Source organism: Rhizobium terricola, from assembly GCF_012927355.1.
GTDB classification, from domain to species: Bacteria; Pseudomonadota; Alphaproteobacteria; order Rhizobiales; family Rhizobiaceae; genus Allorhizobium; species Allorhizobium terricola.
Genome location: NZ_JABBGK010000001.1, coordinates 1,901,790 through 1,919,397, shown reverse-complemented (window position 1 = coordinate 1,919,397; position 17,608 = coordinate 1,901,790). Strand labels below are relative to the sequence as shown.

Annotated in this window: 20 protein-coding genes and 1 tRNA gene; 10 read left to right on the top strand and 11 right to left on the bottom strand. The window is 61.2% G+C overall.

The window, feature by feature from the left end; all coding sequences use genetic code 11:
- Positions 1-4 precede the first annotated feature (4 nt).
- The 3 genes from HHL25_RS09185 to HHL25_RS09175 form a co-directional block, all read right to left on the bottom strand.
- A complete protein-coding gene (locus HHL25_RS09185; RefSeq protein WP_169589304.1) occupies positions 5-1,507 on the bottom strand; it encodes an AMP nucleosidase in 1,503 nt (500 codons plus the stop codon).
- A gap of 120 nt (positions 1,508-1,627) precedes the next feature.
- On the bottom strand, positions 1,628-1,804 hold the full coding sequence (locus tag HHL25_RS09180) for a hypothetical protein (RefSeq protein WP_169589302.1): 177 nt from the start codon (positions 1,802-1,804) through the stop codon (positions 1,628-1,630).
- A 22-nt stretch (positions 1,805-1,826) separates the two neighbouring features.
- The gene (locus tag HHL25_RS09175) at positions 1,827-2,000 is read right to left on the bottom strand and encodes a hypothetical protein (RefSeq protein ID WP_169589300.1); all 174 of its coding nucleotides are present in this window, start codon (positions 1,998-2,000) and stop codon (positions 1,827-1,829) included.
- A gap of 226 nt (positions 2,001-2,226) precedes the next feature.
- Here HHL25_RS09175 and HHL25_RS23700 point away from each other — a divergent pair, with 226 nt between their 5' ends.
- Positions 2,227-2,769, top strand: a complete 543-nt coding sequence (locus tag HHL25_RS23700; RefSeq protein ID WP_169589298.1) for an acyloxyacyl hydrolase — start codon at positions 2,227-2,229, stop codon at positions 2,767-2,769.
- 141 nt (positions 2,770-2,910) lie between these two features.
- Positions 2,911-3,603: a glutathione S-transferase family protein gene (locus HHL25_RS09165; protein WP_169589296.1), complete on the top strand. Its 693-nt coding sequence runs from the start codon at positions 2,911-2,913 to the stop codon at positions 3,601-3,603.
- 84 nt (positions 3,604-3,687) lie between these two features.
- On the opposite strand, the gene HHL25_RS09160 is transcribed toward HHL25_RS09165, so the two are convergent.
- The gene (locus HHL25_RS09160; protein ID WP_169589294.1) at positions 3,688-4,581 is read right to left on the bottom strand and encodes a LysR family transcriptional regulator; all 894 of its coding nucleotides are present in this window, start codon (positions 4,579-4,581) and stop codon (positions 3,688-3,690) included.
- A gap of 101 nt (positions 4,582-4,682) precedes the next feature.
- On the opposite strand from HHL25_RS09160, the gene HHL25_RS09155 reads away from it, so the two are divergent.
- Entirely contained in the window at positions 4,683-5,423 is a 741-nt protein-coding gene (locus tag HHL25_RS09155) for an SDR family oxidoreductase (RefSeq protein ID WP_205927741.1), read from the top strand.
- A 47-nt stretch (positions 5,424-5,470) separates the two neighbouring features.
- Positions 5,471-5,689: a tautomerase family protein gene (locus tag HHL25_RS09150; protein ID WP_169589290.1), complete on the top strand. Its 219-nt coding sequence runs from the start codon at positions 5,471-5,473 to the stop codon at positions 5,687-5,689.
- A gap of 88 nt (positions 5,690-5,777) precedes the next feature.
- Here HHL25_RS09150 and HHL25_RS09145 read toward each other — a convergent pair whose 3' ends face one another.
- Positions 5,778-6,119 carry a DUF2147 domain-containing protein gene (locus tag HHL25_RS09145; protein ID WP_169589288.1) on the bottom strand — a complete coding sequence of 114 codons (342 nt, stop codon included), beginning with the start codon at positions 6,117-6,119 and terminating at the stop codon, positions 5,778-5,780.
- A 538-nt stretch (positions 6,120-6,657) separates the two neighbouring features.
- Here HHL25_RS09145 and HHL25_RS09140 point away from each other — a divergent pair.
- Complete coding sequence (locus tag HHL25_RS09140; RefSeq protein ID WP_169589286.1) at positions 6,658-6,924, top strand: SEL1-like repeat protein; 267 nt, start codon at positions 6,658-6,660, stop codon at positions 6,922-6,924.
- Between the two features lie 180 nt (positions 6,925-7,104).
- Here the strand turns inward: HHL25_RS09140 and HHL25_RS09135 are convergent, their stop codons facing one another.
- Together HHL25_RS09135 and HHL25_RS09130 are read right to left on the bottom strand one after the other, a co-directional pair.
- Positions 7,105-8,214 (bottom strand): pyridoxal phosphate-dependent aminotransferase, encoded by a 1,110-nt coding sequence (locus HHL25_RS09135; protein ID WP_169589284.1) that lies wholly within the window; start codon positions 8,212-8,214, stop codon positions 7,105-7,107.
- A gap of 120 nt (positions 8,215-8,334) precedes the next feature.
- Positions 8,335-8,718 carry a PilZ domain-containing protein gene (locus HHL25_RS09130; RefSeq protein ID WP_169589282.1) on the bottom strand — a complete coding sequence of 128 codons (384 nt, stop codon included), beginning with the start codon at positions 8,716-8,718 and terminating at the stop codon, positions 8,335-8,337.
- Between the two features lie 363 nt (positions 8,719-9,081).
- Here HHL25_RS09130 and HHL25_RS09125 point away from each other — a divergent pair, with 363 nt between their 5' ends.
- Positions 9,082-9,534, top strand: a complete 453-nt coding sequence (locus HHL25_RS09125; protein ID WP_169589280.1) for a baeRF12 domain-containing protein — start codon at positions 9,082-9,084, stop codon at positions 9,532-9,534.
- A gap of 88 nt (positions 9,535-9,622) precedes the next feature.
- Here HHL25_RS09125 and HHL25_RS09120 read toward each other — a convergent pair whose 3' ends face one another.
- Positions 9,623-9,970: a hypothetical protein gene (locus HHL25_RS09120; protein WP_169589279.1), complete on the bottom strand. Its 348-nt coding sequence runs from the start codon at positions 9,968-9,970 to the stop codon at positions 9,623-9,625.
- A 322-nt stretch (positions 9,971-10,292) separates the two neighbouring features.
- Here HHL25_RS09120 and HHL25_RS09115 point away from each other — a divergent pair, with 322 nt between their 5' ends.
- Together HHL25_RS09115 and HHL25_RS09110 are read left to right on the top strand one after the other, a co-directional pair.
- A complete protein-coding gene (locus HHL25_RS09115) occupies positions 10,293-10,733 on the top strand; it encodes a glyoxalase superfamily protein (protein ID WP_169589277.1) in 441 nt (146 codons plus the stop codon).
- 179 nt (positions 10,734-10,912) lie between these two features.
- Positions 10,913-12,130: an NAD(P)/FAD-dependent oxidoreductase gene (locus tag HHL25_RS09110; protein ID WP_169589275.1), complete on the top strand. Its 1,218-nt coding sequence runs from the start codon at positions 10,913-10,915 to the stop codon at positions 12,128-12,130.
- Between the two features lie 226 nt (positions 12,131-12,356).
- Here the strand turns inward: HHL25_RS09110 and HHL25_RS09105 are convergent, their stop codons facing one another.
- Positions 12,357-13,268, bottom strand: coding sequence for a tyrosine-type recombinase/integrase (locus tag HHL25_RS09105; protein ID WP_169589687.1), 912 nt, complete (start codon positions 13,266-13,268; stop codon positions 12,357-12,359).
- A 301-nt stretch (positions 13,269-13,569) separates the two neighbouring features.
- The gene (locus HHL25_RS09100) at positions 13,570-14,565 is read right to left on the bottom strand and encodes a porin (protein WP_169589273.1); all 996 of its coding nucleotides are present in this window, start codon (positions 14,563-14,565) and stop codon (positions 13,570-13,572) included.
- A 643-nt stretch (positions 14,566-15,208) separates the two neighbouring features.
- On the opposite strand from HHL25_RS09100, the gene HHL25_RS09095 reads away from it, so the two are divergent.
- Positions 15,209-15,299: transfer RNA gene (locus tag HHL25_RS09095), tRNA-Ser, on the top strand.
- A gap of 222 nt (positions 15,300-15,521) precedes the next feature.
- Complete coding sequence (locus tag HHL25_RS09090; protein WP_169589271.1) at positions 15,522-16,535, top strand: porin; 1,014 nt, start codon at positions 15,522-15,524, stop codon at positions 16,533-16,535.
- Between the two features lie 148 nt (positions 16,536-16,683).
- On the opposite strand, the gene HHL25_RS09085 is transcribed toward HHL25_RS09090, so the two are convergent.
- A complete protein-coding gene (locus HHL25_RS09085; protein WP_169589269.1) occupies positions 16,684-17,571 on the bottom strand; it encodes an alpha/beta fold hydrolase in 888 nt (295 codons plus the stop codon).
- Positions 17,572-17,608: the final 37 nt, after the last annotated feature.

The window sequence follows — 17,608 nt, the reverse complement described above, 5'->3', positions numbered from 1 at the left end:
GCCCTTACTGGAAGGCAGTCTCGAAGAAGCTTCTGAGCTTGCGGGAATGCAGCTTTTCCTTCGGCATGGCGCCGAGCTTCTGAAGCGCCCGGATGCCGATCTGCAGATGCTGGCTGACCTGCGTCTTGTAGAAGGCCGTCGCCATGCCGGGCAGCTTCAGCTCGCCGTGCAGCGGCTTGTCGGAAACGCAAAGCAGCGTGCCGTAGGGCACCCGGAACCGGAAGCCATTGGCGGCGATCGTCGCCGATTCCATGTCTAGCGCGATGGCCCGCGACTGCGACAGCCGCTTGACCGGTCCGCGCTGGTCGCGGAGCTCCCAGTTGCGGTTGTCGATGGTCGCGACCGTCCCCGTTCGCATGATGCGCTTGAGTTCGAAGCCCTCGTAGCCGGTGATTTCCTCGACCGCATCCTCGAGCGCCAGCTGCACCTCGGCGAGCGCCGGGATCGGCACCCAGACCGGCAGGTCGTCGTCGAGCACGTGGTCCTCGCGCACATAGGCATGCGCCAGAACATAGTCGCCGAGCCGCTGGCTGTTCCTGAGGCCGGCGCAGTGGCCGAGCATCAGCCAGGCATGCGGGCGCAAGACCGCGATATGGTCGGTGATGGTCTTGGCGTTGGATGGGCCGACGCCGATATTGACCATGGTGATCCCGGCATGCCCCTTCATCTTCAGGTGATAGGCCGGCATCTGCGGAAGCCGGCCAAGGGCCACACCCTCGCTCGGCTCGCTCTGGCCGGGCAGCGTGACGAGGTTGCCCGGCTCGACGAATGCGGTGTAGCCGCCGCCGCCTTCCGCCATCAGCTTGCGGGCATAGGCGCAGAATTCGTCCATGTAGAACTGGTAGTTGGTGAAGAGGACGAAATTCTGGAAATGGTTCGCCCCGGTTGCCGTGTAGTGCGACAGGCGGGCGAGCGAGTAGTCGATACGCTGGGCGGTAAACGGAGCCAGCGGCTGTGGTTCGCCCGGCCGCGGATCGTATTCGCCATTGGCGATCTCGTCGTCGGTGACGGTCAGGTCCGGCGTGTCGAACAGGTCGCGCAACGGCATGTCGACGAGCCCGCTCGCGGCCGCCTCGACATGGGCGCCTTCGCCGAAGGCAAAATGCAGCGGGATCGGGGTCGTCGATTCCGACACGACCACCGGAACCTGGTGGTTGCGGATCAGCAGGTTGAGCTGTTCCTGCAGATAATGCCGGAAGAGATGCGGGCGCGTCACGGTGGTCGTGTAGACGCCCGGCGCCGTCACATGGCCGTAGGCGAGGCGCGTGTCGATATGGCCAAAGCTCGTCGTCTCGATGGCGACCTGCGGGTAGAAGGCGCGATAGCGGCCGGAGATCGGCGCGCCCTTGGCGAGGGCCGAAAATCCGTCAATCAGGAATCGGGTGTTGCGCTCGTAGAGGGCGGTCAGCGCTTCGACGGCCTCTGTCGCGTTCGTGAATGCCTGGGGCTCGAACGGTTCGGGGCTGATGAAGTTGATGGGGGAGTGAAAATGGATTCGCTTGCTCATGACGCATTATAGTGAAGACTCCTTGACAAGCAAACGACGGTGCAAGGCTCTCATTCACAGGAAAATCGTCGCTGCGCTGCGGCGAATACGGCGGCGGCCGGCGGTTCTGCCGCGCGGGCGTCAGCTCAACGACTGGCGCTGAAGGCTGACGAAAAGCACGAGGCCGGCTCCGTTCTTGGCGATCTTGATCTCTTCCGAGCGTGCGATGCCGACGGCGACCAGCGGGCCGAGAAAGAGGCTCGACACCAGCAGGCCGCGCAGGCAGAGGGCAGCGATATGGCGAGCGGTGGCGGGCATATCGAACTCCTTCGGCGGCGGTTCAAAGGGCTGCGACGCAGAGCGGATTGGCCGTTGCCGAGCAGACAGCCGTGCCGCCGACGAGCGCGCGTCGCGAGGTCCCATTGTTGGTGGCGGTCACCAGTTCGGCGACGAACAGCGCAAAGACAGCCATGGACAGTGTGAAGATGGTCATGCGTCTTGCGAGTTTTTCCATTGCTTCGATCCCTGCTCGTTCTGCGATGATGGCGTTATGAACGGGGTGGACTGAACCGAGCCTGAGAAGACGGTTCATCCGGGGTTCAGAATGTAGCCCAGGATTGCGGCGAGAATGGCCTCTCCACTCTGGACATGCTTTCGGCCGGCGGGATAAGCTCTGTTTGCGCTTTGGGCCCGAACGGGTCCGTATCGATGATGCATGACGTTGTGGATATGTGCGGCGGGTGATCGTCGCCGATGGGGGCGGCATGGACGGACGGCTTGCGGCATTGTTCTGGCTGATGAGCCTCCCGTCCGGTGAGGCGGACGGCAACCGCTTCGAAATGCATCGGCCCGACGAGGGAGACCGTCTCGCACTTTCCAGTGGCGTCATTATGCATCAGGAGGAGGCCAGAGGCTGGGAGACCCGGCTCACCTACATTTACGGTGACCAGCTCTTCGAACGGCTCCATCCGATGATTGACCTGTCTGTGACCAGCAGGGGCGGTGCCTGGATCGGCGTTGGGTTCTACCAGCAGATCGATTTCAGCATTGACGACCTGGATCTCTTTGCCGGTTTCTCGTTTGCCCCGGGCATCTACATGCAGGGAGACGAAGTCGAGCTCGGTCATCCGGTGGAGTTTCGCTCAGGCGTCGAACTGGGCTGGAAGGCGCCGAACGACTGGCAGTTCTCTCTTCTCTACGACCATCGCTCGAACGCTAGTCTGGGTGAAGACAATCCGGGCATGGAAACCATCCAGTTCCGGGTGTCCAAGCCGATCCGCTAGTAGTCGTCTCTCCACAGCAAACTTGCAGGTGCTGCGCTTGAATATTGCTTGGCAATATCCACTTTCTCTGGGCGTCGGTTTCCGGTGGCAGGTTCCGTGCCGCGTCCGATGTTGCTCAAAGCCTTGAAAAGGGAAATTTCGATGACCAAGCCGATCGAACTCTATTACTGGCCGACGCCGAACGGATGGAAGATCTCCATCATGCTCGAGGAACTCGGCATTCCTTATGAAGTGAAATACGTCAACATCGGCAAGGGCGAGCAGTTCGAGCCGGACTTCCTCAAGATTGCCCCGAACAACCGCATGCCGGCGATCATCGATCCCGACGGTCCGGACGGCAAGCCGATCTCCCTCTTCGAGTCCGGCGCCATCCTGCAATATCTCGGCCGCAAATACGGTAAGCTCTATCCTTCCGACGAGCGCGCGCGCGCCGAGGTCGATCAGTGGCTCTTCTGGCAGATGGGCGGTCTCGGACCGATGGCCGGCCAGGCCCATCACTTCCGCCAATATGCGCCGGAGAAGATCGAATACGGCATCAATCGCTACACCAACGAGGTCAATCGCCTCTACGGCGTGATGAACCGCCGTCTCGCCGACCGCGACTATCTGGCGGGCGAGTACTCGATCGCAGATATCGCCTGCATCGGCTGGATCGTACCGCACAAGAACCAGGGCCAGAACCTCGACGACTTCCCCAATCTCAAGGCCTGGTTCGAGCGCATGATGGCGCGCCCGGCCGTCGAACGCGGCATTGCCGTAGGTCAGGAAAAGCGCAGCAACATCGCCCAGGACGACGAGGCCAAGAAGGTCCTCTTCGGCCAGACGGCCCGGTAAGCCGTCCGGACATCCGACTGCAAAGAACATCAAGGCCCCGGGCGGATAGCTTCGGGGCCTTTGTCATGTCCGCTCGCGCCAAGATCACAGTTTTGCGCCCGCAAACACGTCCGCTGCCCAGTCCAGGAAGACCCTTACGCGCGACGCGAGCTGTCGGTTCTGAGGATAGAGCGCCGAGAGCGGCGTCGGCGGCGGCGGATACTGGGGCAGTATCTCGACCAGTGCTCCGGATTCGAAATCGGCCGCCAGACGATAGCGCGGGGCCTGGATGAGCCCGAACCCCAGTCTCGCCAGATCGGCCATGGTATCGGAATTGTTGACCGTCAGCCGGCTCGGCAGATGGACGAAACGGGTCTGTCCCTCGATAAGGAATTCCAGCGGCATGGCTTCGCCTGTTCGCGACGAGACGAATCCCACGCAGACATGGCCTTTCAGATCCTCGATCGATGACGGCATGCCATGCTTCTCGACATAGGCGGGACTGGCGCAGGTCACCTCCTGGATGGTGGCGAGCCGCCGCATGATCATGCCGCTATCCGTCAGGTCTCCGGCCCGGATCACGCAGTCGATGCCTTCGCGCACCAGATCGACCAGCCGGTCCCCCTGGCCGATATAGAGCTCCAGCAGGGGATACCGGTTGAGAAACTCCGGCAGCCGGGGCAGCAGGAAGGTTCGCGTCAGCAAGCCATGCGCATCGATGCGCAAAGTGCCTTGTGGCTGGGCGTTGCGAAACACGCTGTTGGCATCCTCCACCTCCGACAGGATCGACAGGCAGCGCTGGTAATAGGCCTGGCCGTCGAGCGTCGGCGTCACATGCCGCGTCGTGCGCTCCAGGAGCCGCGCCCCGACATCGGCTTCCAGAAGCTTGATCGCCTCGGTTGCCGTCGATCGCGCCAGGCCGACATCCGCCGCCGCGGCGGTGAAGCTGCGCCGTTCCACGACACGAACGAAAAGCTGCATGCGATCGAGACGGTCCATGATTTTGTTCACCACAGACGAATTCTGATGTCAATTCGCGTGTGATTGTTTCCGCTTGGCGACAGGCATATTTCTCCGGCACCAACCCAAGGAGAGATGTGATGACAGAAACACTCGAACGGACAGCCATCGTCACCGGCGCTTCCAAAGGCATCGGCGCCGCCATCGCCAAACGCCTTGCGTCGGATGGATTGGCGGTTGTCGTGAACTATTCGAGAGACGAGCAGCCCGCGCTCGACGTCGTGGCCGCGATCAAGGCGGATGGCGGGCGTGCCATCGCGGTCAAGGCCGATATCGGTGCCGCGTCCGGCGCGGCGGCTCTGTTCGATGCTGCCGAACAGGCCTTCGGCGGCGTCGATGTCCTCGTCAACAATGCCGGCATCATGGCGCTCGCACAGATCGCGACGGTAGAGGATGCGGATTTCGAGCGGCAGGTGGCCGTCAATCTCGGCGGCACGTTCCGGGGCATGCGCGAAGCCGCCCGGCGTCTGCGCGACGGCGGCCGGATCATCAACTTTTCCTCCAGCGTCGTCGGCTTCTACCAGCCGGCCTACGGCGTCTATGCCGCCACCAAGGCGGCGGTCGAAGCCTTGACCCATATCCTCGCCAAGGAGCTGGGTCCCCGCGAGATCACCGTCAATGCCGTGGCGCCCGGCCCGGTGGAAACGGAGCTTTTCATGGCCGGCAAGTCCGAGGAGATGTTGAAGACGATCATCGGCCTCAATCCGCGCAAGCGCCTCGGCCAGCCGGGTGACATCGCTTCGGTGGTGTCCTTCCTGGCCGGTCCCGACAGCGGCTGGGTCAGCGGCCAGATTATCCGCGCCAATGGCGGCGCCATCTGACCGGGCAATCCGCCGACAAGTTCAATCTCAACAACAGGAGAAGCAACATGCCATTCGTCAACATCAAGACGCCGGAAGGGGCGCTGTCCCTGGCGCAGAAGGAAGAGATCGTCCATCGCACCACCGATATGCTGGTCGAGTATTTTTCGGAAGCCGCGCGGCCCCATACCATGGTCCTGATCGAGGAGGTCAAGGACGGCGGTTATGCCCGCGCCGATGAGGTCTTCATCCTCCCGGACGCCTATCGGGCCAAAGCGGGGAGTTGAATCAAAAGCCCGGCCGATGGGAACATCGGCCGGGCTTGATTCCGTCTCTGGCCCGGCAATCGGCGCCGGACGCGACGACCTTGCCCTTTTACAGGCGCGACCAGGTCTGCGACTTGCACAGAACGGCCAGCACGCAGCCCTTCATCTTGAGCGAATTGCCCGAGACGCTGCCCGAGCCAGAATAGGTCTTGTCGGTTTCCGGATCGGTGATGTTGCCCTTGTAGTCGCCGCCGGTGCCGGCCATCTTTCCGATCTGCTTGCCGGCGTGCTTGCCGGTCTTCAGCGTCACGCAGAAGCTGCCGCCGCAGGGGGCGATCTGAGCGGTTGCACCGCTTGCCGTCTTCCAGTTGCCTTCGATCGGTTCGGCAGCCTGTACGGAAGCCGTCGAGAATGCCAGGGCGGCTGCCGCGGCGACGATGAACATGCGCATTGTGTAACTCTCCTCCCGAAATGAGCCCGTGTGCTGATGAACCGGTCCTCTAAAGCCGGCCTGCCCGTAACCCATAGTAGGCACTCGAGCGATCAGCACGGGGAAATTATCTTACGCGGACGTAAAGGTAAATAGCTGTTTTGGCCCAAGCCCAATCGAGCGAACGACCGGTTTTTCGGGCATTTCTAACTGGCACCAGAATCCCAAGTGTTTTTCGTGGTTATTGTTCGGTTTAAATCCAACCCTGAAACTTTCGTAAATTTTGAACGGAAATCCTTGAGTTGCAGGCATCTCGATGCTTAACGAAAACCCAAGTTTACCAAGCATTTGTACTTTGTTTTCGGCAAATTAATCATGCATTTTAAGCGCCTGTTGAAAGCGGTTTGGCATAGTGAACCCATCAAACGAGCAGGGAAAAACCCGCCGGACCGGAAGGATCGACAAGCGCCGCGACAGACGGCCGGGATCCGGAAGGAGCGCCCGAAAGGGAGCAAAACAGGGACAGTTTAAACCGTTAGGCTAGACAGGGACAAAACCGATGGCACGCTTTGAAATGCACAATTCCGAAATGGCCACGATGGGTGGCGAAACTCGCGCCGATGTCTTCTGCGACATGGGACTGATGTATGCGACGGGCCGTGGCTGCCCGGTCGACCTCGTCTCGGCGCACAAGTGGTTGAACATCGCCGCGATCAAGGGCTGCGAACGCGCTGCGGAACTGCGCGCCGACCTGGCCTCGACGATGAGCAAGACCGAGCTGGCCGAAGCACTCCGCTCCGCCCGCGAATGGATGACCATGCACTGAGGCTTGAAGCCTGGACGAATTCCCCCGGCGTCACGCCGGGGGCTCAAGACAACAACAACCTCTTGAAGAGGGGGAACGTGGCGGGGGACCTTTGGACGGGGACCGGGCCAACACATCCGAACCGCGACCGGCAGGGACAAGGCCGGCGCGGTTCTTTTATTTGTGCCTGGCCGCTTCGTTTCAGAGCGACTGGAGCACCGTCGGCAGCGCTTCCTCGAAGAGATCGAGATCGGCGGGCAGGCCGGTGGAAACGCGGATGCAGCGGTTGAGCGGCGCGACACCCGGCATGCGGATGAAGACGCCATGCTGCATCAACCCATCGACGATGGCGCGGGCATGGACGCCGTCGCGGCCGCAGTCGATCGCGACGAAATTGGTAGCGGAGGCGAGCGGCGCGAGGCCGTTGGCGGTCGCGATCGTCGAAATCCGGTCGCGTGCCGCGACGATCCGGGAAACCACGTCCTTGAGATAGGCCTGGTCGGCCAGTGCCGCGAGCGCTGCTTCCGTGGAAAGCCGGGGCATCCCAAAATGGTTGCGGATCTTGTCGAACGCGATCACCGTCTCCGGCGCGCCGAAGGCATAGCCGACGCGTGCCCCGGCAAGGCCATAGGCCTTGGAGAAGGTGCGGGTGCGAAGAACGTTCGGCAGGTCGATCAGCGCAGCGGTCGAAGGCGTGGACCCGGCCGGCGCCGTCTCGCAATAGGCTTCGTCCAGCACCAGGAGCGTCGTTTCCGGAAGGGCGCGGGCAAAGGCGACGACGCTGTCCGCGTCCCACCAGCTACCCATCGGGTTGTCGGGATTGGCGAGATAGACGAGCGGCGCGTTCTCGCGCCGGACGGCGGCGAGCAGGCCATCGAGATCTTCGCGGTCATTGATGTAAGGAGTTGTCACCAGGCGGCCGCCGAAGCCGCTGACGTGGAAATTGAAGGTCGGGTAGCCACCGAAAGAGGTGACGACCGGCATGCCCGGTTCGATCACCAGTCGCACGACGAGGCCAAGCAGGTCATCCACGCCTTCGCCGACGACCAGATTGGCCGGCGCGAGCCCGAGATGCGTCGCCAGGGCCGCCTTGAGCGCGAAGTTTTCCGGATCGTTGTACTTCCAGATCTCGCCCGCCGTCGCCCGGATCGCCGCCAGCACGGAAGGGGCCGGCCCGAATCCGCTTTCATTGGCGCCGATACGCGCACGCACGGGCAGGCCACGCTGGCGCTCGATGGCTTCGGGCCCGACGAAAGGCACGGTTGCGGGAAGGGCGCTGATCAGTGGCGTGAAGCGCGAAAAACCGGACATTGTTTTGCTGGAATCCTGGAAAGTTTCAAAAACGGCCCCACAATAGGTCCAATCGCGCCTCGTGCAAGAGTGCGCCGTTTCTGAATTTCCGGCTTTGCAGGCATTTCCTTCCAGCAGTTGTCAACGCATCGCGCGCGGACCTGGCTTCACCTTCTCACCCATCATGAAGTCGGCGCGCACGATGGAGTGCAGCACGTGTTCGGGAATGGGACAGATGAACTTCACGCCGACGCGGCTGCCGTTGCGATAGACCTCCGCACAACCGATGCGGTCCGCAAGGCCGATGACCTGCAGATAGTAGTGGGAGGAAAGGCCGATCGTCGTGGTGATCTCGAGAGCCGCGCCGCCCTGCGAGATGTCGACCACCTCGCAACTGCGCATGGTGATGCCGCTGAGGCCGGGGCTGACGGCCATGATACGAGCCGGGCGGCGGACGTAGAACCGTTCCCATTTGCGTTCGTACATTTCCGAACTCACTGCCGCCAGATGTGTCGCATCCTGCATGGCATTCCCCTTTGTTCGCCTGTCGGCGTTGTTTAAGGTGAAGCTGAAGCAAAACCCTTTTATTCAGGTCAATGCGGCCGTTAAACTTTTAGCCAGCGGCGCTTTTCCAGAGAAAAGGCGAAAACGCCGCGCGTCCGGTCCCGGCTGTCGCTCCGGGGTGAGCGGCTGGAGGCCGGGATGCGGCGGTGACGCCGGCGGGATCTCAGGCGGCATTGCGCGGCGGTGCGGCGAGGTGTTGGCCGGCGTGCTGCCTTCTGCCGCATGCCCGGCAGGCGCCACCCGGCTTGTCTCCTTGAATAGGCTCCCGCGCAGGCCTAGAATTGTAAATGGAGCTGGGAGCTCCGAACCAAAAGGAGAAAAGACATGACTCGCTTCGATATCGGTCGCAAATCCTGGGTAATCTTGAGCGATGGCGCCAAGGCGCTGTTCCTGCGTAACGAAGGCGATGCCGATCTCGTCAATCTGGCGGTCGTCGATCATATGTCCCAGCCCGACGAAGCGAGCCGTGACATCGGTTCCGACCGCCCCGGACGCGTGCACCAGTCGCAGGGCGACGGCCGCAGCGCCATGGAAGACACCGACTGGCATGTCCAGGCGGAGGCGGATTTCCTGAAGGGCGTGGCCGACAAGGTGACCCAGATGGTGAATGCCCATGAAATCAAGTCGATGATGCTGGTCGCCCCGCCGAAGGCTCTCGGCATCCTCAGGGCCGAACTGGCCTCGTTGCCCGATGGCGTGATCCATGCCGAGGTGGACAAGGATCTGGTCAAGTTGACGGTCCCTGAAATCGAGAAGCATCTGGCGGCACTTCACTGAACGGGGCGGTTGCCGCTCCGGCCGACGAGAAAAGGCCCCCGACGTTATGCCGGAGGCCTCTTCCAACGCGTGATTGCGATGATCAGTGTCAGAGTTCGAAGGAGAGCCTGACGACGTGGTGCAGGAACTCCGGATCGATCAGCATGTTGAAACCGACCGTCACCCGTTCAGCTTCGCGGCGGATCAGGGTGCAGCCGATCTCGTCCCGGATACCGAGGATCTCGAGGAAGAAGTTCGCCGGCACCGGAACATGCGGGCTGACCTCGACTTCCGCGCCATAGAGGGAAATGGTGCGGATCAGGCAGCGCAGGTTGTTCTTCGTGCTCAGGTGATGGCCGACGAAGATGATCTTGCCGGGCCGATCGATCGTGAACTTCTCGTAGATCTGATCCTGCGGTATGTTCTGTTTGACGTCCGGTAGAACCTGCAAGGGCATGACACCCTCCCCAAAATTGTTTTTTAGGGTCCCAATTTAGCGCAACTTCCCTGACGCTTCCTGAACGCCGTCGATAAATCTTGAGCGATCCGCGCGGATCGGTCGCGGACGCAACCGTTCGATCACGGGGGATGACCGGCCTTGACAGAACGGGCCTGTCTTTCCATATGTGCCTTCGGTTGAGGCGCCGGCCGCCCGCGGGGGTATCCCCTTGGTGAAGTCCTCTTGAAACATGGAATGAAACCCTTGTCTGCGCATGCGCGGTAAGGGCAATGCGGGCCCCCTTCGATATGCTTGCATGCCACGAGAGAAGAGGTTTGCCATGTCCATGGCCACATTGACTATTGATGAATTGAAATCCCAGGCCCGGCGTCTGCGTGACGCAATGGCCGGAAGCGGGACGCCTGTCACCCACAGCGCGGCCCTTGAACTCGTTGCGAAGAGCCACGGCCTGCGCGACTGGAACACGCTTTCGGCGCTGGCTGCCCGAAGCGACAATGCCGAAATCGCGCCTGTCGCCGTCGGCGCGGTCGTGACCGGCGAATATCTCGGCCAGCGGTTCCAGGGCAGGGTGCTTTCCCTGACGCGGCTGTCGCAGAGCAGCTACTACGAGATCACGCTTCACTTCGACGAACCGGTCGATGTGGTGACGTTCGACAGCTTCTCGGCCTTTCGCCAGCGCGTGAACGCCACCATCGACGGCAAGGGCGTTTCGCCCCGCCACACTTCCAACGGTCGGCCTCATCTGGTCCTCGACCTTTGAGGCCGGCCTGCGGCCCGGCCCTCCTTTCAGCGGGGAGGGGCGGGCCCTGGGGCGGCCGTGCAATCGCCGGTACGATTGCTTGACGGGCAGGGGCAGGCGCGCTACCCCTTTGGCCAATCTTTTCGCGCGGCCCATCCGGCTTGAAGCGCGGTTTCCCAGATCGATAATCGGAGCGTCACGTGGCAGGCAGACTGGTCATCATCGGTGCAGGGCAGGCGGCCTTTGCGCTGGCTGCGAAACTGCGGGGCCTCAAGGACATGAGGCCGATCACCATTCTCGGCGCCGAGGACTGCCTTCCTTATCAGCGCCCGCCGCTCTCGAAAAAATACCTGCTCGGCGAGATGAGTTTCGACCGCCTGCTGTTCCGCCCGGAAGCCTGGTACGCCGAGAATAGTGTCGAGATCCGTCTTTCGACGCCGGTCGAGGAGATCGACCGTGCCGCGAAAGAGGTTGTACTCTTCGACGGCAGCCGGCTCGGCTACGAGACCTTGGCGATCGCAACCGGCGCGACGCCACGCTGCCTGCCCGATGCAATTGGTGGCGGTCTTGAAGGTGTCTATACGGTGCGAAACAAGGCCGATGCGGATCGTCTCGCCACGGAAATGGCGCCGGGGCGCAGGCTGCTGATTGTCGGCGGCGGCTATATCGGCCTCGAGGCGGCAGCCGTTGCGCGTCATCTAGGCCTGGAAGTCACCGTCATCGAAATGGCGGATCGCATTCTTGCCCGCGTCGCGGCGAAGGAGACGGCCGATGCCATGCGCGAGATCCACGCCGCCCATGGCGTGGTCATCCGGGAGAAGACCGGGCTTGCAGCTCTGATCGGTGACAATGGTCGTGTCGTCGCCGCCGAACTCTGCGACGGAACGCGGATGGATGTCGACATCGTGATCGCCGGCATCGGCGTTGTTGCGAATGACGGGATTGCCGCCCGTGCCGGGATCGAGACGGCGAACGGAATTCTCGTCAATGCGATGGCCCGCACCTCCGATCCGGCGATCTTCGCCATGGGGGATTGCGCCGTATTCGAATGGAAGGGACAGAGGATCCGGCTGGAATCGGTGCAGAACGCCGTTGACCAGGCGGAAGCGGCCGCCGCCGTGATGGTCGGCGGCGACCAGCCTTACCGTCCGAAGCCGTGGTTCTGGTCCGACCAGTATGACGTGAAGCTGCAGATTGCCGGCTTCAACCTCGGTTATGACGAAACGGTCCTGCGTCCGGGCGGTCGGGAAAACAGCCTTTCCACCTGGTATTACAGCAAGGGCGAGTTCATCGCCGTCGATGCCATCAATGACGCAAAGGCTTATGTCACCGGAAAGAAGCTTCTGGAACTCGGCCGGAACGCGCCGCGGGACGTGATCGCCGACCCGGGGTCGGACCTGAAGGCGCTTCTGACATAAGCGCGGCTCCGAGCCGGGTTCCTACATTTCAACGTCTGTCAGGCTCGGAATGAACGGAAACTACCATTAGCCCATCGATAGAAAAGGCCACCGCTTCGGCCGAAGCGGTGGCCTTTTCCTTGGTCGACTCGTCCCGATTCCTGCCCGGATCAGGCTGGTCACGCGAGGTCACGAACCGATCACGAAAGTGTTAGCGCTAACAAATGCCGCCCAAAAAAAGGCGGCATCAGCGTGCGGAAGCGCGCTCCAGTACGGGTACGCACATATCGAGATCGTGTGAGGCAAGATGCGCGTAACGCATGGTCATCGAAAGCGTCTGGTGCCCGAGCCACATCTGCACGCGGCGAATGTCGATGCCGCCCTGGACGAGGCGCGAGGCGCAGGTATGGCGAAGCACATGCGGAACGACATCCTTGTCGTCGGCAAGCCCGATCGATTCCTTGGCAATGTGCCAGGCCTGGCGGAAACGCTGCTGGTCGATCTCGGTAAAGGGACCTGGATAGCGGCGGTCGGAGGCTGCGATTGCAGCTGCAGCCCGCTGCGTCAGCGGCACCGAGCGGCTGCGGCCCGACTTGGTGACCCAGAAGGTGACCCTGTGTGCGCTGACGTCGCCCCAGCGCATGTCGATGCCTTCGCTGAGGCGTGCGCCGGTGTCCACGAGGAACAGGCAGTAGCGATAATAGAGGTCGGAATGCGCGCGCATCTCGCTGAAAAGCGCGTTTTCCTCATCCTTGTCGAGAAAACGGATTCGCCCGGCCTTTTCCTTTTGCCGTTTGAATTCCGGTAAGCTGAACACGTCTCCCATCTTGTACGCCTTTCGCAGCAGTTTGCTTAAGGCCGCCATCTTTCGGTTGATGGTGGCGTTGCTGTTACCGCGCTTGCGCAATTTGCCAATCAATTCGTCGAGCATCTCCTGGGAAAAGGTGGAGAAGCTCGGAATATCCAGGAGGTCGTGCAGCTCGCCGATGAAATTGGTGACGTTGTATTTGTGGCTGCCGTTGAGCCAGAGAATGTCACCATATTTCTCGAAAAGCTGTCGAAGCGATGTTTCCCGTACCTCGGTGAACTTGTTTCCCGAATTGTACTGGTAGTGAACCGAATAAAGCGGGACGTCGGCGTTTGCGCCGAAGGTCTGCATCGTATCCGCTACAATCTGGTTCACGCGTATGCCTCGATATCGATCGGGCCGGCCTGTCCGTCCCGTCGCACTCCAAACTAGTTATGGATTATAAAAAATATAGACCATAAAGATGCGCAGCGTCGTAAAATGCATCATTCAGAATAAACAGATGCAAGCCGGCAACACTCCCATTAGGACGTTCCCAGCGCTCGAATGCACTTCGTAATGTTTCTTTCTCTCGCCAGATCAGCGGCTTAGCCAGCCTGGCAAGAGGTCCGACCCGAAGGCCGGACCTCCCGTTCATCCGATTTGGGTCGGATTAGAACGAGCGCTGCAGGCGGACGAATGCGTCCCACTGGCCGTCGACGCCGACTTCTTCCGAGTCGCCGTACTGGACGTCAGCCTTCAGAGCGAGGCCTTCAGCCAGAGCGTAGTCGAGGGTCAGGCCGACTTCCCAAGCGTCGACGCCGTCAACGTGGTCAACATCCCAGTAGTACTGGGCGCCGGGGGTCAGGGTCAGCTTGTCGGTCAGCTTGGCAGCGTACGAAGCAGCAACAGTCCACTGAGCAGCGTCGTAGTAGCTGTTGAAGCCGCTCGAGTAGATGCCGGCAACGCCGAGGGTGCCCGGGCCAACTTCAGCTTCGACGATCAGGCGAGCAGCGCCTTCTTCGCTTGCGAAGTCGTAGGAGCCGAGAAGAGCAGCCGTGACCGGACCGAAGGTGCCGGAGACGAGAGCTTCAACACCAACGCCGTCGTTCAGTTCGCCGAGCGAGTCGTTGAGCTCGTCGATGAACAGGCCGACCTTGAAGGCGTCGGAGCTGTACTCGTAACCAGCCGAGTTCAGGAGGTTCGAGCCGAGGTTGTCGACTTCGCCAGCCAGACCGGTATCCCAGTAGTTGTAGAGGTAACCGACCTTGAAGCCGCCGACGGTGATGTAGGCTTCGTCGAGGTAGAAGTCGGAGCCAACAGCGTTGTCTTCGTTGCCTTCAGCCTGGAAAGCGATGAAGGAGCCGATGGTGCCGAGTTCGGAGTCGTTCTTGGCCGAAACTTCGACGCGACCGCGGGTCCAAGCGTCCCAGACGTATTCGTCTGCTACGTCATCGTGTTCGATGTCGATCTGAGCGCGAACATAACCGCCGATCTTGAGGCAGGTTTCGGTGCCCGGGATGTAGAAGTAGCCGGTGCCGAAAGCGTCGCAAACGCGAACGTATTCCATCGGCTCGGGTTCAGCTGCAACGATAGCGTCGGCAGCCTGTGCGCCGGAAACCACTGCGAGAGCAGCGGCGGAGCCGAGAAGAAGGCTCTTGATGTTCATATTGACCTCCAGTCAAGTTTCGTATGGGTCTGGGTTCTTTGGCTGAAGGACAGCATTCCCTGCCCCATCCCCGTCGGTTTCAGAAGACGGACGATCCACCGCCTCGCTTCCGAGGTTGAAAATACAAGACGCGGTCCGTCATGCAATCACCAAACGGTCGAAAGGGAGGAAAGCCGTAACCCTTCCCATGGCTCTGTTGCTGAAAGGACACAAAGCGGCCACGGGACCGCCCCTTCCGTTTACCTATTGTTAAGAAAGGCCTTACGAAAAAGGGACTTAGCAGCCTGTTTCCGGGAATCGCCAAGCCCTGATCGAGGCTGCGAATCCTGATTTGGAACACATTCCAGGCCAATCTGCACCCGCATGGCGTCAGCGAAGAGGCAAAACAATCGCTTCGGTTGGCCCGTGGTTTGAGCGTTTGAGATGCGCTTTGGCTCGTTCGCTGAGCGAATCTGCGAAATCGGTGGCCACGATTCGACGCGATTCCGCCACGTCGGACCTGGCGAGGTAGCTGACAGCCAGGCTTGGAACTTGCTCCTTATATATAGGAGGGAGTTGGCGGGCAGAATCCTGTCACGGAAATTACATCGGCCGCCGAAAAGCCCTTGCATTCGGTCGGCCAAGCAAATAATCAGGCCGGACCGGAGAGGTGGCCGAGTGGTCGAAGGCGCTCCCCTGCTAAGGGAGTATACGTCAAAAGCGTATCGAGGGTTCGAATCCCTTCCTCTCCGCCACTCCCCTGAAAGATCCAGTTCATTTGTTCGATGTGCCGACGCAGCTCCTGCGCCTGGACCTCGTATGCCTCTATCCAGAGACAGCGCTGCGCGCTCAAAAGATCACCGACTTGATTTTTCTCACGCTGTCTTTTTGACGGACGCTCTCACTACGACATTGAAATAACGTGATTAATTCAAGGACGATTGACGATCCTCAGTTCAACTTGACTGGAGGTCAATATGAACATCAAGAGCCTTCTTCTCGGCTCCGCCGCTGCTCTCGCAGTGGTTTCCGGCGCACAGGCTGCCGACGCTATCGTTGCAGCTGAACCCGAGCCGATGGAATACGTTCGCGTTTGCGACGCTTTCGGCACCGGCTACTTCTACATCCCGGGCACCGAAACCTGCCTCAAGATCGGCGGCGAAGTTCGTGCAACCGTGTATTTCCAGGATGAAGCATACGACACCGCAGACGGTGAAGGTGACGACTGGGATTCCGAAGTTCGTACCCGTCTGACCGTATCCGCCAAGAACGACTCTGAACTCGGTACCATCGGTTCCTTCATCCAGTTCCAGTCGAACGACGCTGAATCGGGCTTCTATGCTCGTCAGGCCTACATCACTGTTGGCGGCTTCAAGGTTGGTCACGCTGCCACCTTCATCGACGACTTCGACGGCCCGGGTGAATCCGACCTGTTCTACACGACGACGCGTTTCCACACCGCTTCGTACACCTACTCGTCTGACGCCTTCACCGTCGGTCTCGGCGTTGACGACCTGAGCGGTTTCTACATCGACAACGAAGTTGGTATCGAAGCTACCGCTTCGGGCACCTTCGGCGCCGTTACTGCAACGGCATGGGCTGCCTACGACATCGAAGCTGAAGAAGTTGCCCTCGCCGGCGTTCTGGCTGCTGAAGTCGGCCCGGGCACTGCTTACCTGATGGGCGCTTACTCGTCGGGCAACAACGCTTACACCGAAACCGATGGCGTGGGTGTCGATACGGCTGAATGGGGCGTTGGCGCAGCTTACTCCTACAAGGCCACCGAAAAGCTGACCATCACTGGCCAGGCTCTGTACTACGGTGACGTCAACTTCGTTGACGACCTGGACGCTTGGGCTGCCGACGTTCTCGTCGAGTACCAGCTCGCAGAAGGCCTCAAGGCTTCGGCTGACGTCATGTACCTCGACAGCGACGCTGCTGGCGACGACGGCACCTGGGGCGGCTACATCCGCCTGACCCGTTCGTTCTAATAGGATCTCCGGATCTTATAGGGAAAGCCCGGCTGCAAAGCCGGGCTTTTTCCGTTTGGGCCATTGTTGGAAACGGCGACTGCCAAAGATCGGCGTCCGTCGTTCAGGACGCGTAACGAATGGAGCGGCGTCGGGCCGTCCGACTCGGTTATCTCACGCGGCGATCGAGGAAGCCGGCAAGGCGGGCCGGAATATCGCCGACATGCAGGATCGGGGCGTGACCCTGGCCCGGGACGGTCAAGGCCTCCATGTCCGGCGCCCGCTGCGTCATCTCTTTAAGCGTTTCGGCCGACAGAAGCCGCGAGGTCGCCCCGCGGACGGTCATCAGCGGAACCTGCTTCAGGGTCTCGAACAGCGGCCACAGATCCGGCACCGGCTGGCTGAGATCGAGGGCGCGGACCTGGTCGGCGATGGCCGGATCGAAGTCGGCGACAATCCTTCCGTCCCTTTCGCGATAGATCGCATCCGCCATGTCGCGCCAGTCCCCTTCGCCAAGCGCCGGGAAAGAAGGCCCGTGGATCTCTTTCAGGATCGTCGTGGCCTCCGAGACGTCATCAGGACGCCGGTCGCGGCCGAGATAGGCCTGGATCTGCCGCAGTCCTTCGAGCTCGATGACCGGGCCGATGTCGTTGAGGACCGCTCCGGCAATCCGGTCCGCGTGACTTGCGGCGAGAAGATGTAGGATCAGCCCGCCGCGCGAGGTTCCGATGAAGCCCGCGCGGTCGATCTGTAACGCATCGAGGACGGAGACGACGTCACCAGCCTCGACCGGCAGCGTATAGCGGCTCTTGTCCTCGTCCCAGTCGGAACGGCCGCGTCCGCGCGAATCGATGGTGATCACGCGCCGCGGACGGGTGGCTGCCGTCGAAAGAACAATCGCGAGTTGGTGGAAATCGCGCGAGTTTCGCGTGAGGCCGGGCAGGCAGACGACGGGGAGACCGCCAAGGCCGGCGCCGTAGATACGGGTATAGAGAGTGAGACCGTCTGCTGTAGCGACCCTTTGCTCCACAAAACCCTGGTCGTAGCCCGCCGTCATCCGATCCTCCCGCGATGGTCCGGATCAAGATGTAGCC

Bases quoted from the DNA above. Each gene is read 5' to 3' on its own strand.
- HHL25_RS09180 (WP_169589302.1), bottom strand. From the start codon at position 1,804: ATGCCCGCCACCGCTCGCCATATCGCTGCCCTCTGCCTGCGCGGCCTG.
- HHL25_RS09155 (WP_205927741.1), top strand. From the start codon at position 4,683: ATGACAGAAACACTCGAACGGACAGCCATCGTCACCGGCGCTTCCAAA.
- HHL25_RS09145 (WP_169589288.1), bottom strand. From the start codon at position 6,119: ATGCGCATGTTCATCGTCGCCGCGGCAGCCGCCCTGGCATTCTCGACG.
- HHL25_RS09165 (WP_169589296.1), top strand. From the start codon at position 2,911: ATGACCAAGCCGATCGAACTCTATTACTGGCCGACGCCGAACGGATGG.
- HHL25_RS09115 (WP_169589277.1), top strand. From the start codon at position 10,293: ATGTCCATGGCCACATTGACTATTGATGAATTGAAATCCCAGGCCCGG.
- HHL25_RS09105 (WP_169589687.1), bottom strand. From the start codon at position 13,268: ATGCAGACCTTCGGCGCAAACGCCGACGTCCCGCTTTATTCGGTTCAC.
- HHL25_RS09100 (WP_169589273.1), bottom strand. From the start codon at position 14,565: ATGAACATCAAGAGCCTTCTTCTCGGCTCCGCCGCTGCTCTCGCAGTG.
- HHL25_RS09085 (WP_169589269.1), bottom strand. From the start codon at position 17,571: ATGACGGCGGGCTACGACCAGGGTTTTGTGGAGCAAAGGGTCGCTACA.
- HHL25_RS09160 (WP_169589294.1), bottom strand. From the start codon at position 4,581: ATGGACCGTCTCGATCGCATGCAGCTTTTCGTTCGTGTCGTGGAACGG.
- HHL25_RS09135 (WP_169589284.1), bottom strand. From the start codon at position 8,214: ATGTCCGGTTTTTCGCGCTTCACGCCACTGATCAGCGCCCTTCCCGCA.
- HHL25_RS09120 (WP_169589279.1), bottom strand. From the start codon at position 9,970: ATGCCCTTGCAGGTTCTACCGGACGTCAAACAGAACATACCGCAGGAT.
- HHL25_RS09150 (WP_169589290.1), top strand. From the start codon at position 5,471: ATGCCATTCGTCAACATCAAGACGCCGGAAGGGGCGCTGTCCCTGGCG.
- HHL25_RS09125 (WP_169589280.1), top strand. From the start codon at position 9,082: ATGACTCGCTTCGATATCGGTCGCAAATCCTGGGTAATCTTGAGCGAT.
- HHL25_RS09130 (WP_169589282.1), bottom strand. From the start codon at position 8,718: ATGCAGGATGCGACACATCTGGCGGCAGTGAGTTCGGAAATGTACGAA.
- HHL25_RS09185 (WP_169589304.1), bottom strand. From the start codon at position 1,507: ATGAGCAAGCGAATCCATTTTCACTCCCCCATCAACTTCATCAGCCCC.
- HHL25_RS09175 (WP_169589300.1), bottom strand. From the start codon at position 2,000: ATGGAAAAACTCGCAAGACGCATGACCATCTTCACACTGTCCATGGCT.
- HHL25_RS09090 (WP_169589271.1), top strand. From the start codon at position 15,522: ATGAACATCAAGAGCCTTCTTCTCGGCTCCGCCGCTGCTCTCGCAGTG.
- HHL25_RS09140 (WP_169589286.1), top strand. From the start codon at position 6,658: ATGGCACGCTTTGAAATGCACAATTCCGAAATGGCCACGATGGGTGGC.